This window comes from Streptomyces sp. SID5464 (assembly GCF_009862985.1).
GTDB lineage: Bacteria > Actinomycetota > Actinomycetes > Streptomycetales > Streptomycetaceae > Streptomyces > Streptomyces chartreusis_D.
Window position 1 is genome coordinate 1 of sequence record NZ_WWIQ01000079.1, and the last position, 15936, is coordinate 15936.

The window sequence follows — 15936 nt, forward strand, 5'->3', positions numbered from 1 at the left end:
CGGCGTACAGGCAGGTCGCGATGTAGTCAGTGCCCAGTCGCTGGGCTTGCTCATCGAGGGCGTGCAGCACCTCGTGCGGCGGCAGGTCCAGGCCCGCGAGCGTCTGTGCAGTGGTGCGGAGTTGGCCCATAAGGGCTGCCGACGTCATGTCGTGGCCCATGACGTCACCGACGACCAGGGCAACCCGGCTGCCGGGCAACGGGATCGCGTCGTACCAGTCGCCGCCCACCCGGACCGTCTCCGCCGCAGGCAGATAACGGGAGGCCAACCGCACACCGGTGCAGCGGGGCAGGGTCTCCGGGAGCATTCTGCGCTGCAGCTCGTCAGCGATAAACGCCTCGCGCCCGTTCAACGCTGTCCTATCGATGCTCAGTGCACTGTGCGTGGCGAGCTGCGCCGCCACCAGCAGGTCGTCCTCCTGGAATGCGCGCCGCTCGGGGTTGCACAGGAACAGCGCGGTGCCGATCACCCGGCGCCGGCCGCGCAGTGGCGCGAGGATCGCGCGCTTTCCGGGTGGGACGCAGCACTCAGCGTTCTTTCCGAGCAGCTCGGGCAGGGCCGCCCGGGCTGCGGGCGTGTTGGTGAAGATTGGGCGCACGCCGCGCAGCACCTCGGCGAGCGCGCTACCGGGCCGAACCTCGCACAGCTGCGTGCCGACCACGTCCAGCTCGGTGGGCTCCAGCTGTACCAGCGGCATGAACCCCCCGTCGGCTTCGCCCTCCCCCGGCCTATGGTCGGTGCGGCTCAGCCGGAGCACCAGCGGGCCGGTGGGCCGCTCATCGCCGACGGGCAACGGGTCGCGTAGGTAGACCAGGATCGCGTCGGAGAAGGTAGGCACGGTGGCCCGGCACAGCCCCATCACAATTTCGTCCAGGTCTAGGCCCCGGGCGATGCGCCGGGTCGCGGCACCTATGTAGCGCAAACGATCAGCCGACAGGCGCGATGCATCGACAGGAAAAGTGGCGTCGGTGCTGGTCAGCTGGTTGTCCCGGGTTGTTCGGGACAACGTAGAGGGCTCTTCATCTGCCCGAGGCAGGGACTGTTGGGTGACTAAGTGCTGAGCTTGGGCCGGCACCAACTTGATGGTGCCGCTGGCAGAATCCGAGCGCGGAGATGCGCGATACCCCATGTCCTGGGCAGCTTGCTGAACGGCATCGTGCTCCTCATCAAGCACGGCCCGCGCCTTCTCCAAGGCAAGATCGACATCGTCGAGAGCCGCGTCATCGTCAGAGATCGCTTGCAAGCCGGGCTGAGGAGCCTGGGGGGTCAGCTCCTGCGCGAAGTCGCGATCCTCATATCCTGCCCACTTGCGCAGCTCAGCGAGTTCGGCTTCCAGAAGCTGAATGCGGCGCGCAGCATGGTCGGCCACCTGCTGGGCCGTGTCTCTCTCCTGCTCTGCACGAGCCAGCTGCTGACGCAGATCGATCTGCTGCCGCTGCGCGCGGGACAGGCGTAGCTCGAGCGCTGTGTGCCCCTCCGGGTCCGTTGGCGGTAGCACCTGTAGGGCGTCAACCCGGCGTTTCAGTTCCACCGCCTTTGCCTGAGCCTGGCCGAGCATGGCGAACAGAAGCGTGGCGATCTGAAGCGCCTGCGCCCGGCTGCGCTCGCTGGCCTCGTAGGCCTGCCGGACGACCTGCAGTTCCTGATACACCTCAATGGTTCGGTCCTTAGCCGCCAGCAGGTCATGAGCGAGTGCCAGCTCTTTCGTGCCCTCCGCAAGCGGCGTCGGACTGGCCCGGGCCCTTTCCCATAAGTCTCGTGCCATCTGCAGGCGCTGCCCGGCACGGTCGACCGGTTCGTCGGGGAAACAGACGTCAGCCACCGCTTCGACCAGGTCCCACGTCAGTGCCTCACCGGACAACAGATCACGCAGTCGGCGCACTTCGGGCACCGCCCCGGCCGTGAAGTGGTCCGGCGTAAGACGCTGGTGGAGCTGCCTCACCGACATTGAGGCATCGTCCAGCCAGGACCGCACCTGCTCAACCAACTGATTGATCTCAGCACACGACCCTCTGGGCGGTGCCCACGGCCGGCCCGGTCGTCTCCCCTTGCCCCCCACGGGCCCTCCCGCTCAGTTGTTCACCGGACAACCCCCTGTTGTCGCCGGAGAACATTCAACCGGCTCACCAGCGGGTTTTACTCAGGATCGTCCCAATCCCTTCCCGGTGAAACCTCATCAAGGCGGTGCACTCGTGAACTACGGCTCCACGGCGTTCCTGCTTCTCGTCCTGGCGGTGGCCGTCTTGTTCGCCACGGTTGCCGCAGTGATCGCCTTCGGCCTTGCCCGTTGGGAGGGAGCCGCCATTCCGGCGGCCCTTTCACGCAGCGGTGTCACCTTTGCTGCAGCCCTGACCCTGTGTCTTGGCATCCTCGCCTTCCTTGGCCGGTAGCCCGTCAACAAAAGGTGGCCCACTCCTCTGGGTGAGGACGTCCTGGCGGCGACGGAGCAGGGTCAGTACCTTTCCCGTGGCCAGACCGACGCAGGCGATGGGCGACGGGGGAAGGTTACGGGCGCTGCGGGTCGCTCTGCGGATGGTGATCATGATCGAGGTGCTGCTGTGCCTGGTGTGGCTGGTGCGGGCCGGCTGCCTCACCGGGCAGCGCCCGAACGACGGAGACATCGCCCGGTGGGTGCGCGCGGAGCGCCGGTGGAAAGGGACAAGCAGAGCGGCCTGGTGGGCCTCGGGCGCGTGGCTGAACTGCTGAGCCGGACTGGGTGTCGTCAACCAGACTGCGGCCGCCGGGCGGGAGCCGTTCACCCGGGCCGCCACAGACATCCCTGAGAGCTACCCGCTCGCCAGCACAGCGGCACGTCGCGTCAGGCGACGCGAGACCAGTGCGCCACAACATGGCTGACACGGCACACCTCCGGCCAAGAGGTCCGCCTCGTACAAGACCGCGACGATCTCGAACGGCGGGTGGTCGAAGACGACGGAGGGCCCGTCCCGCGCTGGGGCGGATGGCGTCGCCGAGCCCGCTCGGCTACGTCACCCTGTGCCCGCCGTGCTCGGGAGCCGCCTTCCAGCGGTACACCGGTGACCTGCGCGGCGTGCTGTGCGACTCGCCCCGCGTGCGAGGCACCCGCGCCGTCGACCACCTGTGCCGCCTGTGCGTTGTGCGGCAGCTGCAACACGTTCGAGGGCAAGAGCTCCCCGGGCGCCTGGAGCACTAGGAGGGTCCGTGCTGCACTTGCTGGAGTGCCGCGGCTGCCTGGAGCGGCGGTCCCTGCCCGGCCGGTACCACGTCGCCATCGTCCAGAAGCATCTGGAGGCGACCGAGCGCCACCGCGGCCGCCGATGCCGACGCCAGATGTAGGTCAGGCACGTGGCACTCGCCCACGGCGCGCACCGCTTTGAGCTGGATTGCTGGTGGCACAGCCAGAAATTGACGAAGGACGTCACGGTGCCCGAGACCGTGGCGCTCGTACGGGACTTCGTCGACCAGGCTCCCGTCGCCGCGCAGCCGGACGCCGCGGTGCCGGCCGCGCGTGCCGCGTCGGGCACCACGGCGCCTTCCTGAGTGCTAAAGGCCACCTCCGCCCGCCGCCAGGAGACCCCTCATCAGGGGTGAAGCCCTCAGCGCCCGCCCGGCATCGGGCGGGCTATTGTAAAAATCGAGCATACTACCATAAAGCGACACGCCTGCCTCGGGAATCCCGCAGGTCGCGCTTGCCGACCCCTCGCCCACGCACGACCCTTGGGGGGATCATGCACACCCAAGTACGCACCACCCTCGCTGCGGCCTGCCTCACCACGCTGGCCAGCCTCAGCGCCTGTGGCGGCAACGGCACCCCCACTGACGACGAGCCGACGCGAACGCCGGACACCACGACCAGCGCACCCGCCGACAAGCCCACGCCAACGCCAGAGTCCGCCTCTCTGCCAGACATGATCGGCAAAGGCCTGCAGTCCGCGCAGGACCAGGCCCAAGATGCAGGCTTCTACAATCTGACCTCACACGATGCCCTCGGTCGCGGCCGAGAGCAGTTCGACGACCGCAATTGGAAGGTCTGCTTCCAGGCCCCAGACCCCGGTCAGCACCCGACCAACTCCAAGGTCGACTTCGCCACCGTCAAGCTCGAAGAGACCTGCCCGGCCACCGACCAAGGCACCCAGACCGAGACTGCCGGAGCGTCGATGCCCGACTTCAAAGGCAAGTCCGTCAAGGTCGCTCGCGAGGCACTCCCTTCCAACGCCAGCATCGTCGTCAACGACGCCTCCGGCGAAGGCCGCGTCATCGTCATCGAGTCCAACTGGAAGGTGTGTTCCCAGGAACCCGCTGCTGGCACCAAGCTCGAAGGTCAACCAGTGACGCTCAACGCTGTGAAGTTCGAAGAGACCTGCTGAGACCCGCCGGCTGACAGTCCAGCATCGTCAGCAATGTCCCCTCACACGTGCCACAGGCAATCCGGCCCCAAGCCCACCGTCGATTCGGTGTAGGCACCCAGTAGCACCCGCTGCCCGATGACGGAACCGAAGGCCATCACGCCGCTTCACACCCCTCGCGGATACGCGAGCGAGCCCGTACCAAGCGGTCCGCTCGCAGGCTGTTCGGGGTGCGGCTGCTACAGGTCGAACTCGAGGTGCTGGATGTCCGTGAAGTGGACCTCCTCCAACTGGCCGGCGCGGCGGCCGCCGTCCCGGAAGTACACCTCCTTGAGCGCCTCAGCGGCGATCTCCTTGAGGCGCTGCTCGGTGGCGCCCTGCTCCTGGCAGCGCCACCGTGAGGTGACGCAGGCGGTCCTCGTCGGTGGATCCGACCGGCGCGGTGTAGCCGATCCGGGCGCGCGTGTCGATGACGATGCCGCCGGTCGTCGCCGCCTGCTGCCGGGCCTTGGCCCGGATCTGCGGCTGCAACCGGGCCTTCACCTCGCGCTCCAGGCGCGCGGCGAGGTCCGGGCGCGGCTTCTTGATCCGGTCCTTCACGTACCGCTCGACGGTGCGCTGGGAGACCCGCAACATCTGGGCGACCGGCTTGGTGCCCTTCATCTGCTTGACCAGGTACCGCATCTGCGCGCCCGCGCTCTTGGGCGCCGGGCGGGTGAACGCCTTCTGCACCGCGGCGTCCAGGCCGTCCCCGAACAGGCTCATCGTCGCCCTCTCCTCCTCTCTGTTGTCGACGTCGGTGACGGTGCCGTCCTTGATATACCGGGCGAGGTTGAGCTCCGGGGCGTTGAACCGCTCGCGGACCTCCTCGCCCCACAGCACGGTCTGTGTGCCCTCGTGCTTGACCAGGCCCGGGTTGATGCCGAGCTTGAAGCCGCCGGGCAGCGGCTTGCCGTCCCGGCAGGGCAGGAAGTCCAGAGGGCTCTCGCCGTCGGCCGCGTACACGACGCAGTCGGACAGGATCGCCACCGGGTACTGCCCGGTGAACGCCGCATGCCTGACGATCTTCCGGTGCAGGTTGATGCGCGTGCGGGAGATGACCGCCGCGCGGATGTCCGGCCGCCACGTCGGCCGGGACAAGGCCCGCCAGGGCTTGCCCTGCCGCCAGCCCTCACCGCGCGGGCGCTCGCGCAGCTTGCCCAGGCCGCCCTTGACCTTCGCCTTGATCGCCAAGACGACGATCGCCAGCTGCGGGTCACGCTCCTCGTAGCCGTCCATGGCCGCCAGGAAGTCGGCCGGCGACAGGTCGGCGTGCACGCCGAGGTCGGCCATCGTGGTGAGGTAGGCGTCGCGGAGCCGGTTGTACCAGCCGTCCAGGTAGCGGCCGTTCTCGTACCGCACGTACGCCTCGAGCGGCGCGACGTCGTAGCCGAGCTCCACGGCGTAGGCGACGGTGGGCGTGGCGTATCCTCACGGCGTTCCCGGATCTCAAGGGCGTCGTCCTCGACACTGCCGACGGCCTCGCCCAGGCGCCCGAGACCCTGCGGCGGCACGGGCTCACCGACCGCTGCTCCCTGGTCGCCGGGGACTTCTTCCGGTCGGTGCCCGGGGGCTCGGACCTCTACCTGATGAAGAGCATCCTGCACGACTGGCCGGACGACCGGGCGGTCACGATCCTGCGCCACTGCCGCGCCGTACTGCCTCCGGGCGGGCGGGTCCTGATCCTGGAACCGGTGCTGCCCGAGGCCGTCACGACCGGCGGAGACGGGAGCACGTACCTCAGCGACCTCAACATGCTGGTGAACGTGGGCGGCAGGGAGCGCACCCGCCAGGACTTCGCGGACCTGTGCGATGCCGCCGGCCTGTCCCTCGGCTCCGTCGGCCCGCTCCCGGAGGCCGAGCCGTTCTCCCTGCTGGAGGCCGTGGCCCGCTGAGCCGGCCTCAGGCCACCGACCCGATCCGCCCGACCGCCTGCGACTCCGGCTCGTGGTGGATCGGCGTGTGGGCCCCGGTCAGCGAGACCCCGCTGCCGCCGCGCCGCCCGGCGACGATCTCCGACGCGATCGACAGGGCCGTCTCCTCGGGCGTACGGGCCCCGAGGTCCAGGCCGATCGGCGAGCGCAGCCGGCTCAATTCCAGCTCGGTGACACCGACGTCGCGCAGGCGCGCGTTGCGGTCCAGGTGGGTGCGCCGGGAGCCCATGGCACCGACGTACGCCACCGGCAGGCGCAGCGCCAGTTTCAGCAGGGGCACGTCGAACTTGGCGTCGTGGGTCAGCACGCACAGGACCGTGCGGGCGTCGACGTCCGTGCCCTCCAGGTAGCGGTGGGGCCACTCGACGACGATCTCGTCGGCCTCCGGGAAGCGCGCCCGGGTCGCGAAGACGGGGCGCGCGTCGCACACCGTGACGCGGTAGCCGAGGAACTTGCCGATGCGGACCAGGGCGGAGGCGAAGTCGATCGCGCCGAACACGATCATGCGGGGCGGCGGGACGGAGGACTCGACCAGGACGGTGAGCGGCGCTCCGCAGCGAGAGCCCTGCTCTCCGATCTCCAGGGTGCCCGTGCGGCCGGCGTCCAGGAAGGCGCCCGCCTCCGCGGCGACCGTACGGTCCAGTTCCGGATGGGCGCCGAAGCCCCCCTCGAGCGTGCCGTCGGGGCGGACCAGCAGGGCCCGGCCCGTCAGTTCGCGCGGACCCGAAACGATCCGCGCCACCGCCGCCGCCTCCCCTCGGGCGGCGGCGGTGAGCGCGGACGCGACCACCGGCCGGGCCGGATCGCCGGCCCGCACCGGGGTGACCAGGATGTCGATGACGCCGCCGCAGGTCAGACCCACGGCGAAGGCGTCGTCGTCGCTGTATCCGAAGCGCTCCAGGACGGTGTCGCCGTCCCGCAGCGCCTGTTCGCACAGCTCGTAGACCGCGCCCTCCACGCAGCCCCCGGAGACCGAGCCGATCGCCGTGCCCTCGGCGTCCACCGCGAGCGCGGCTCCCGGCTGCCGGGGCGCGCTGCCGCCGACGGCCACCACGGTGGCCACGGCGAAGTCACGGCCCTGCTCGACCCACCGGTTCAGCTCCTCGGCGATGTCCAGCATCTGTCTCGGTCTCCTTAAGGCTGCGGCGGGCGTCAGTGGACGCCCAGCCAGCTCTCGATCGGGTTGAGGGCGAAGTAGACGAGGAACACCGCCGTCAGGATCCACATGAAGGCGCCGATCTCGCGCACCTTGCCCTGGGCGGTCTTGATGGCCACGTAGGAGATGACGCCCGCGGCGACACCGGTGGTGATGGTGTACGTGAAGGGCATCAGCACGACCGTGAGGAACACCGGGACGGCGGTGGCCCGGTCGGCCCAGTCCACGTGCCGGGCGTTCATCAGCATCATCGCGCCGATGACGACGAGGGCGGCGGAGGCGACCTCCTGCGGCACGATCGCGGTGAGCGGCGTGAAGAACAGGCAGGCCGCGAAGAACAGGCCGGTGACCACGGACGCGAGACCCGTGCGGGCGCCCTCGCCGACACCGGTCGCCGACTCGATGAACACGGTCTGGCCGGAGCCGCCCGAGACACCGCCGATCGCACCGCCGGCACCGTCGATGAACAGCGCCTTGGACAGGCCCGGCATCCGGCCCTTGTCGTCGGCGAGCTCGGCCTCGGTGCCGACGCCGATGATGGTCGCCATCGCGTCGAAGAACCCGGCCAGCACCAGCGTGAACACGATCATGCCGACGGTCATCGCGCCGACCTCGCCCCAGCCGCCGAACTCCACGTCCCCGAAGAGCGAGAAGTCGGGCATGGACACCGCGCTGCCGTGCAGCTCGGGGGCACCGCCCGCCCATTGCCTGGGGTCGATGACGCCGGCGGCGTTCAGGATCGCCGCGACGACCGTGCCGCTGACGATGCCGATGAGGATGGCGCCCGGGATGTTCCGGGCCTGGAGCATGAAGATCAGCAGGAGGGTGCCGGCGAACAGCAGCACCGGCCAGCCGGCCAGTTCGCCCGCCGGGCCGAGCGTGACGGGGGTGGCCTTCCCCTGGTGCACGAAGCCGGACTTGTAGAAGCCGATGAGGGCGATGAACAGACCGATGCCCATGGTGATGCCGTGCTTGAGCGCGAGCGGGATCGCGTTCATGATCATCTCGCGCAGACCGGTGACGACCAGCAGCATGATGACCACGCCGTACATCACGCACATGCCCATCGCCTGCGGCCAGGTCATCTCGGGCGCGACCTGGGAGGCGAGGACTCCGGAGACGGAGAGACCGGCGGCGAGGGCGAGCGGCACCTTGCCGACGAAACCCATCAGCAGCGTGGTGAGGGCCGCCGCGAACGCGGTCGCGGTGATCAGGCCCTGCTGCGCGAGGGTGTTCCCCGCCGCGTCCTTGCCGGACAGGATCAGGGGGTTGAGCAGGAGGATGTACGCCATCGCCATGAAGGTGGTGACGCCGCCGCGCACTTCGCGCGCGACCGTGGACCCTCTGTGGGATATGTGGAAGTACCGGTCGAGCCAGGACCGTCCGGCCGGGACGCGGGTGCCTTCGCCCGCGTCCTCGGCTGTGGTCCTCGGCTCCAGTGACTGCTGGGTCATGTGGGCCTACTCCCAAGTTTCATAGGGGGTTGGGATGCACGACCCGGGGGACGGCCCGAGACGAACGAGGGGGCCCGGGGGACGCGGTCCCCCGGACGGAACTCTCCTGTTCAGGCCTCGGAGAGTGACGTACCCGTCAGGTGCTCGGGCCGTACCGGAGTCCGGTTCAGCTCGAGCCCGGTCGCGTTCCGGATGGCCGCGAGGACCGCCGGCGTCGACGACAGGGTGGGTGCCTCGCCGATGCCGCGCAGCCCGTACGGGGCGTGCTCGTCGGCGAGTTCGAGGACGTCGACCGGGATGGTCGGCGTGTCGAGGATGGTCGGGATCAGGTAGTCCGTGAAGGAGGGGTTCTTCACCTTCGCCGTCTTGGGGTCGACGATGATCTCCTCCATGACCGCCACGCCCAGACCCTGTGTCGTGCCGCCCTGGATCTGGCCGAGCACGGACAGCGGGTTGAGCGCCTTGCCGACGTCCTGGGCGCAGGCCAGCTCGATGACCTTCACCAGGCCGAGCTCGGTGTCGACCTCGACGACGGCGCGGTGCGCGGCGAAGGAGTACTGGACGTGTCCGTTGCCCTGGCCGGTGCGCAGGTCGAAGGGCTCGGTCGGCCGGTGCCGCCACTCCTCCTCGACCTCGACGACCTCGTCCTCCAGGACGTCGGCCAGGTCGCCGAGGACCTCGCCGCCGTCGGTGACGACCTTGCCGCCCTCCAGCAGCAGTTCGGCCGTCGCCCAGGCCGGGTGGTAGGAGCCGAACTTGCGGCGGCCGATCTCCAGCACCTTCTCGCGGACCAGCTCACAGGCGTTCTTCACGGCGCCACCGGTGACGTACGTCTGCCGGGAGGCCGACGTCGAACCGGCGCTGCCCACCCGCGTGTCGGCCGGGTTGATGGTCACCTGCGTGACGCCCAGTTCGGTGCGGGCGATCTGCGCGTGGACCGTGACACCGCCCTGGCCGACCTCGGCCATGGCCGTGTGGACGGTGACGACGGGCTCGCCGCCGACGACCTCCATCCGGACCTTCGCGGTCGAGTAGTCGTCGAACCCCTCGGAGAAGCCCACGTTCTTGATGCCCACCGCGTAGCCGACACCGCGTACGACGCCTTCGCCGTGCGTGGTGTTGGACAGACCGCCCGGCAGCTGCCGTACGTCGGCGCCCTCACTGGACTCCCACTGGCGCTCCGGTGGCATCGGCATCGCCTTGACGCGGCGCAGGAGTTCGGCGACCGGGGCCGGCGAGTCGACCGGCTGCCCCGTCGGCATGATCGTGCCCTGCTCCATGGCGTTGAGCTGCCGGAACTCCACCGGATCCATGCCGAGTTCCTTCGCCAGCTTGTCCATCTGCGCCTCGTAGGCGAAGCAGGCCTGGACCGCGCCGAAGCCGCGCATGGCGCCGCAGGGCGGGTTGTTGGTGTAGAGGGCGATGGCCTCGATGTCCACGTCGTCGATCACGTACGGGCCGACCGACAGGGAGGAGGCGTTGCCGACGACGGCCGGGGAGGCGGAGGCGTAGGCGCCGCCGTCCAGGACGATCCGGCACTTCATGTGCGTGAGCTTGCCGTCCTTGGTGGCCCCGTGCTCGTAGTGGAGCTTGGCGGGGTGGCGGTGGACGTGCCCGAAGAAGGACTCGAACCGGTTGTAGACGATCTTGACGGGCTTGCCCGTGCGCAGCGCCAGCAGGCAGGCGTGGATCTGCATCGACAGGTCCTCGCGGCCGCCGAACGCGCCGCCGACGCCGGACAGCGTCATCCGCACCTTGTCCTCGGGCAGGCCGAGCACGGGCGCGATCTGGCGCAGGTCGCTGTGCAGCCACTGGGTGGCGATGTAGAGGTGGACGCCGCCGTCCTCCTCCGGCACGGCGAGGCCGGACTCGGGGCCGAGGAAGGCCTGGTCCTGCATGCCGAAGGTGTACTCGCCCTCGACGATCACGTCGGCCCGCTCGCGGGCCCGGGCCACGTCCCCGCGGACGATCGGCTGGCGGTGGACGATGTTCGGGTGCGGGACATGACCGGCGTGGTGGTCGTCGCGGTTCTCGTGGACGAGGATCGCGTCCGGCGCGGTCGCGGAGGCCTCGTCGGTGATGACGGGCAGCTCCCGGTAGTCCACCTTGATCTTCGCGGCGGCGCGGCGCGCGGTCTCCGGGTGGTCGGCGGCGACGATCGCGACCGGCTCGCCGTGGTGGCGGACCTTGCCGTGGGCGAGGACCGGGGTGTCCTGGATCTCCAGCCCGTAGTTCTTCACGTCGGTCGGCAGGTCGTCGTACGTCAGCACGGCGTGGACGCCCGGCAGGGCCAGGGCCTCGCTCGTGTCGATGGAGACGATCTCGGCGTGTGCCACGGTCGAGCGGAGGATCTGGCCCCACAGCATGTCCTCGTGCCACATGTCGGACGAGTACGCGAACTCACCGGTGACCTTGAGGACGCCGTCCGGGCGGAGCGTGGACTCGCCGATGCCGCCCTTGGTCTGCGAGCCCTGGGTGATCTTGGTGGGGGTTCCGTTGGGGGAAGACATGATCAGACCGCCTCTCCCTGCCGGGCGGCCGCCAGGCGGACCGCGTCCATGATCTTCTCGTAGCCGGTGCAGCGGCACAGGTTGCCCGACAGGGCCTCGCGGATGTCCGCGTCGGTCGGGGTGGGGTTGCGCTCCAGCATCTCGTCGGCGGCGACCAGCAGACCCGGCGTGCAGAAGCCGCACTGGACGGCGCCGGCGTCGATGAACGCCTGCTGGATCGGGGAGAGCTCGGTGCCCTCGCCGGTCTGCGAGTCGGTGCCCCTGGCCTCCCACTGCTGGGCGTTCTGCAGCGACGTACCGCAGGCGCCGCTCGCGCAGCCGCCCTCGGCGCGCTGCCTGGCGTAGTCGGCGAGCCCCTCGACGGTGACGACCTCGCGGCCCTCCACCTGACCGGCCGCGACCAGGCACGAACACACCGGCACACCGTCCAGGCGGACCGTGCACGAGCCGCACTCGCCCTGCTCGCAGGCGTTCTTCGACCCCGGCAGGCCGAGCCGCTCCCTCAGCACGTACAGCAGGGACTCGCCCTCCCACACGTCGTCGGCTTCCTGCGGACGGCCGTTGACCGTGAAGTTGACGCGCATTACGCAGCTCCCTCGGTGATGCGGCGCGCGCCGCGATAGGACTCCCAGGTCCAGGTCAGCGTGCGGCGGGCCATGACGCCGACCGCGTGGCGGCGGTAGCTCGCGGTGCCCCGGACGTCGTCGATCGGGTTGCAGGCGGCGGAGCACAGGTCCGCGAACTGCTTGGCGACGGAGGGGGTGATGATCTTCCCGTTGTCCCAGAAGCCGCCCTCCTCCAGGGCCGCGTTCAGGAACTCCTCGGCGGTCTTGGCCCGAACGGGTGTCGGAGCGGCCGAACCGATGCCGGTCCGCACGGTCCGCGTCCGCGGGTGCAGCGCGAGCCCGAAGGCGCACACGGCGATGACCATCGCGTTCCGGGTCCCCACCTTGGAGAACTGCTGCGGCCCGTCGGCCTTCCGCACGTGCACGGCCCGGATCAGCTCGTCCGGGGCCAGGGCGTTGCGCTTCACCCCCTTGTAGAACTCGTCGATCGGGATGCGACGCGCACCGCGCACCGACTCCACCTCCACCTCGGCACCCGCGGCGAGCAGGGCGGGGTGGGCGTCGCCGGCCGGGGAGGCGGTGCCGAGGTTGCCGCCGACGCCGCCGCGGTTGCGGATCTGCGGGGAGGCGACCGTGTGCGAGGCGAGGGCGAGCCCCGGCAGCTCGGCGCGGAGGTTCTCCATGATCCTCGTGTAGGGCACGGAGGCACCCAGCCGCACGCTCTCCTCGCCGACCTCCCACTCGGAGAGGTCGCCGATGCGGTTCAGGTCCATGAGGTACTCGGGCCGGCGGTGGTCGAAGTTGATCTCGACCATCACGTCGGTGCCACCCGCAATCGGCACAGCGGTGGGATGCTCGGCTTTCGCGGCGAGCGCCTCCTCCCAGCTGGCGGGGCGAAGGAAGTCCATGACCGGCTCTCTTCTTCGTCTTCTCGTGGGGCGTGCAGATTGAGCCAATCCGTGTGCGGCGGTCCCGGCTCGTTCATGTGCTGTTGACGCGTAGTGGACTCAGTACACAGGCCGGTGCTCCGGCGGGTCAGTCACGGAAACCATGAAGGAGTTGGCTGGCCAGGACGGGCATCTTGTAGATTCGTATGAACGGAGGCCATCAGAAACCTCCTCGTTTTCCTGTGGAAACGCGCGACACAGCCGCGTGACCTGGGACACGGCCAGGACCGGTTCGGAGGGCGAGGGCCATCGCCCACCAGCCCACCGAACAACCGTTCATCCCTCTGCCCCACCAAGATTCACCATAGATTTCGAGACAAAGAACGGCGGCGACGAGAATGCGGCTGCGCGCACTGCTGGACACCGACGCGCTGGGCCTCAAGCTGCTCGGCGGCGAGGACGAGCTGGACCGCACCGTGCGCGGTGTGATGACCACCGACCTGCGCGATCCCAGCCGCTACCTCTCGGGCGGCGAGCTGGTGCTCACGGGCCTGGCCTGGCGCCGGGACGCCGCGGACTCGGAACCGTTCGTGCGGATCCTGGTGCAGGAGGGGGTCACGGCCCTCGCTGCGGGCGAGGCCGAGCTCGGGGACGTACCGGACGACCTGGTCGAGGCCTGCGCCCGCCACCGCCTCCCGCTCTTCGCGGTGCACGAGTCGGTGGCGTTCGCGACGATCACCGAACACGTCGTACGGCAGGTCTCCGGTGAGCGAGCCGGCGACCTCGCGGCCGTGGTCGACCGCCACCGCCGGATGATGACGTCGGGCCCGGCGGGCGGCGGCCCGGACGTGGTCCTGGACCTCCTGGGCTCGGACCTGGACCTGCGCGCCTGGGTCCTCTCCCCCACCGGCCGCCTGATCGCGGGCCCGAAGACGTCGGGCCCCGCCCTCACCGCCGAGGCCTGCGGCCGACTGGCGGCGGAACACCTGGCCGCCACCCGCACGGGCCGCCGCGCCCCGCACCGCGTCCTCGTGGGCGGCGCGACCTACTCCCTCTTCCCCATCCGCTCGACGGGCCGCGCCCCGCAGACCGCCCGGGACGCCCGGGAGACGGTCCTGTCCGACTGGCTGCTGGCCGTCGAGGCGGACGCCGGGGACTGGGCGGAGGAGCGCCTCGACCTGCTGTACGGCGTCACCCAGCTGATCGCGGTCGAGCGCGACCGCCGCGACGCCGCCCGCACGGTCCGCCGCCGCCTCGCCCAGGAGGTCCTGGAACTGGTCCAGACGGGCGCGGCCCCCGCGGAGATCGCCGCCCGCCTCCGGGTGGCCGCCCCGGTCCTGCTGCCCGGCCTCGGCACCGCGCCGCACTGGCAGGTGGTCGTGGCCCGCGTCGACTGGGACGGCGCCGGTATCGAGGAGGGCCCGGTCGCCCAGGCCCTGCTGGAGGAGATCCTCGTCGACCCCCTGTCGGCGGGCCCGGAGCACTCCGACCGCATCGCGGTGGCCCACACGGGCGACGAGGCCGTCGCCCTCGTCCCGCTCCCCGCCGTCTCGACGGAGCACGACGGCTCCGAGACCGGCGTCCTCGCGGACGCGCTCCTGGAGTCCGTACGGGATCCCCTGACGGCCGGCCTGAGCGACGACGGCCGCCTCACACTCGGCGTCAGCGCGGCCGTGCACTCGGCGGAGGGCCTGCGCGGCGCACTGGAGGAGGCCCGCCACGCCCGCCGGGTGGCGGCCGCCCGCCCGGGCCGGGTCTGCGCGGCGGGCCACCAGGAACTGGCCTCCCACGTCCTCCTCCTGCCCTTCGTCCCGGACGACGTCCGCCGCGCCTTCACGGCCCGCCTGCTGGACCCGCTGCGCGACTACGACCGCCGCCACCGCGCCGAACTGATCCCCACGCTGGAGGCGTTCCTCGACTGCGACGGCTCCTGGACCCGCTGCGCCACCCGTCTCCACCTCCACGTCAACACACTGCGGTACCGGGTGGGGCGCATCGAGCAGTTGACGAGCCGTGACCTGTCACGCCTGGAGGACAAGCTGGACTTCTTCCTGGCGCTGCGGATGAGCTGAGACACGGGGCGCCCCGGCCCGAACGCGGGACGCCCCGGAGTCCCACGACTTTGTGAAATCCTTCACCCACCCTCTTGGCCCGGCCCCGCGATTCGTGCTGAGATGCCGCCACCACTCAACAGCTCGATGGCGTGCTCGGGGAGGGCAACGTGGCGCATTCCGCCATGTCTGGTAACGGAACGACCGCCGGTGACGATCCCCTCCAGACCGCGGTATGGCGGCTGCGCTCACGCGCGTGCTGGGCCGACGCGGCCGCCCTGCTGCTACCGGACACCCCCGCGGCGGCGCTCCAACGCGCGTCGCTGCTGGTGGAACGGTGTCTGTACACGGAGCAGGGCTGGGAGGAGGCCGAGGACGCCCTGCGCACCGCGGAGGCGCTGGCCCACAGCGACGACGAGCGGGGCGCGGCCGCTTGTGAACGCGGGTACTTGGCCTACGCCGCGACGCTGCTCGCGGTGCGCGACCGGGCCGACGAGGCGCGGGCGGCGCTGGGGCGGGCCGCGGCGCTGATCCCTCCGGGGGCTCCGCAGCGGGCCCTGCTGGACTTCCGTCGCGGGCTGCTCGCGGAGAACCTGACGCGGTCACCGCAGGCGGCGCGGGCCGCGTATCGCCGTGCGCACGCGGGGGCGACGGCGCAGTCCGATCCGTTGCTGCTGTCCTTCACGTGGCGGCATCTGGCCGGACTCGCCTTGCGCGACGGGGAGTTGGCGGAGGCGCGGCACGGGTTCGCCGAGTCGCTGCGGATCCGTGAGGAGCTGGGCTATCTCGTCGGTACGGCGCCGGCGCTGGTGTCGCTCGCCGACACGGAGACCGAGCCGGAGGCGGCCCGGCTGCGGGAGGAGGCCCGGCGGCTGTTCCGGTTGCTCGGGGGTGTGCCGACGTGGTTGGCACGGCAGTTGGCCCCGGTGCCACCGGCTGCGGGGGCCGCGACGGCTTGAGGTGCCGATGGGCAACCCGGCGTCGTTGCCGGGGCCGGGTGGGTCCGCAGCCCGG

Annotated in this window: 12 protein-coding genes and 3 pseudogenes; 7 read left to right on the forward strand and 8 right to left on the reverse strand. The window is 70.6% G+C overall.

Annotated elements, in window-relative coordinates:
* The coding region (locus tag GTY47_RS39515; protein WP_158688426.1) for a SpoIIE family protein phosphatase at positions 1-1129 on the reverse strand (1129 nt) is incomplete at its 3' end.
* 1063 nt (positions 1130-2192) lie between these two features.
* Here GTY47_RS39515 and GTY47_RS39520 point away from each other — a divergent pair.
* The 4 genes from GTY47_RS39520 (at position 2193) to GTY47_RS39535 (ending at position 4346) form a co-directional block, all read left to right on the forward strand.
* Complete coding sequence (locus tag GTY47_RS39520) at positions 2193-2390, forward strand: hypothetical protein (protein ID WP_010042392.1); 198 nt, start codon at positions 2193-2195, stop codon at positions 2388-2390.
* 76 nt (positions 2391-2466) lie between these two features.
* Complete coding sequence (locus GTY47_RS39525; protein WP_158688425.1) at positions 2467-2706, forward strand: hypothetical protein; 240 nt, start codon at positions 2467-2469, stop codon at positions 2704-2706.
* Positions 2707-3180: 474 nt separating this feature from the next.
* Positions 3181-3315, forward strand: coding sequence for a hypothetical protein (locus tag GTY47_RS41780; RefSeq protein ID WP_267880843.1), 135 nt, complete (start codon positions 3181-3183; stop codon positions 3313-3315).
* 392 nt (positions 3316-3707) lie between these two features.
* The gene (locus GTY47_RS39535; protein ID WP_029181355.1) at positions 3708-4346 is read left to right on the forward strand and encodes a PASTA domain-containing protein; all 639 of its coding nucleotides are present in this window, start codon (positions 3708-3710) and stop codon (positions 4344-4346) included.
* A 218-nt stretch (positions 4347-4564) separates the two neighbouring features.
* On the opposite strand, the pseudogene GTY47_RS39540 reads toward GTY47_RS39535, so the two are convergent.
* A pseudogene (locus GTY47_RS39540) lies at positions 4565-5090 on the reverse strand (XRE family transcriptional regulator).
* 15 nt (positions 5091-5105) lie between these two features.
* Positions 5106-5792: pseudogene (locus GTY47_RS39545) on the reverse strand (transcriptional regulator); the annotation flags it as partial.
* Between GTY47_RS39545 and GTY47_RS39550 the strand changes: the two are divergent.
* A pseudogene (locus GTY47_RS39550) lies at positions 5792-6259 on the forward strand (methyltransferase); the annotation flags it as partial. The pseudogenes GTY47_RS39545 and GTY47_RS39550 overlap by 1 nt on opposite strands.
* A 7-nt stretch (positions 6260-6266) precedes the next feature.
* Here the strand turns inward: GTY47_RS39550 and GTY47_RS39555 are convergent.
* From GTY47_RS39555 to GTY47_RS39575, 5 genes are all read right to left on the reverse strand, one after another.
* On the reverse strand, positions 6267-7418 hold the full coding sequence (locus GTY47_RS39555; RefSeq protein WP_010042403.1) for an XdhC/CoxI family protein: 1152 nt from the start codon (positions 7416-7418) through the stop codon (positions 6267-6269).
* Positions 7419-7450: 32 nt separating this feature from the next.
* Positions 7451-8908: an NCS2 family permease gene (locus GTY47_RS39560; protein ID WP_010042405.1), complete on the reverse strand. Its 1458-nt coding sequence runs from the start codon at positions 8906-8908 to the stop codon at positions 7451-7453.
* Between the two features lie 110 nt (positions 8909-9018).
* Positions 9019-11418, reverse strand: a complete 2400-nt coding sequence (locus GTY47_RS39565; RefSeq protein WP_010042407.1) for a molybdopterin cofactor-binding domain-containing protein — start codon at positions 11416-11418, stop codon at positions 9019-9021.
* A 2-nt stretch (positions 11419-11420) separates the two neighbouring features.
* Entirely contained in the window at positions 11421-12002 is a 582-nt protein-coding gene (locus GTY47_RS39570; RefSeq protein WP_010042409.1) for a (2Fe-2S)-binding protein, read from the reverse strand.
* Positions 12002-12892: a xanthine dehydrogenase family protein subunit M gene (locus GTY47_RS39575; RefSeq protein WP_010042411.1), complete on the reverse strand. Its 891-nt coding sequence runs from the start codon at positions 12890-12892 to the stop codon at positions 12002-12004. Before GTY47_RS39575 ends, GTY47_RS39570 begins: the two co-directional genes overlap by 1 nt.
* Positions 12893-13269: 377 nt before the next feature.
* Between GTY47_RS39575 and GTY47_RS39580 the strand changes: the two genes are divergently transcribed.
* Entirely contained in the window at positions 13270-14943 is a 1674-nt protein-coding gene (locus GTY47_RS39580; protein ID WP_010042413.1) for a PucR family transcriptional regulator, read from the forward strand.
* A gap of 164 nt (positions 14944-15107) precedes the next feature.
* Entirely contained in the window at positions 15108-15881 is a 774-nt protein-coding gene (locus GTY47_RS39585) for a hypothetical protein (RefSeq protein ID WP_010042416.1), read from the forward strand.
* Positions 15882-15936 lie beyond the last annotated feature (55 nt).

What these genes read in the sequence shown, in the direction of transcription:
- GTY47_RS39535 (WP_029181355.1), top strand. Translation starts at nt 3,708, where the DNA reads ATGCACACCCAAGTACGCACCACCCTCGCTGCGGCCTGCCTCACCACG.
- GTY47_RS39555 (WP_010042403.1), bottom strand. Translation starts at nt 7,418, where the DNA reads ATGCTGGACATCGCCGAGGAGCTGAACCGGTGGGTCGAGCAGGGCCGT.
- GTY47_RS39560 (WP_010042405.1), bottom strand. Translation starts at nt 8,908, where the DNA reads ATGACCCAGCAGTCACTGGAGCCGAGGACCACAGCCGAGGACGCGGGC.
- GTY47_RS39565 (WP_010042407.1), bottom strand. Translation starts at nt 11,418, where the DNA reads ATGTCTTCCCCCAACGGAACCCCCACCAAGATCACCCAGGGCTCGCAG.
- GTY47_RS39570 (WP_010042409.1), bottom strand. Translation starts at nt 12,002, where the DNA reads ATGCGCGTCAACTTCACGGTCAACGGCCGTCCGCAGGAAGCCGACGAC.
- GTY47_RS39575 (WP_010042411.1), bottom strand. Translation starts at nt 12,892, where the DNA reads ATGGACTTCCTTCGCCCCGCCAGCTGGGAGGAGGCGCTCGCCGCGAAA.
- GTY47_RS39580 (WP_010042413.1), top strand. Translation starts at nt 13,270, where the DNA reads ATGCGGCTGCGCGCACTGCTGGACACCGACGCGCTGGGCCTCAAGCTG.
- GTY47_RS39585 (WP_010042416.1), top strand. Translation starts at nt 15,108, where the DNA reads ATGTCTGGTAACGGAACGACCGCCGGTGACGATCCCCTCCAGACCGCG.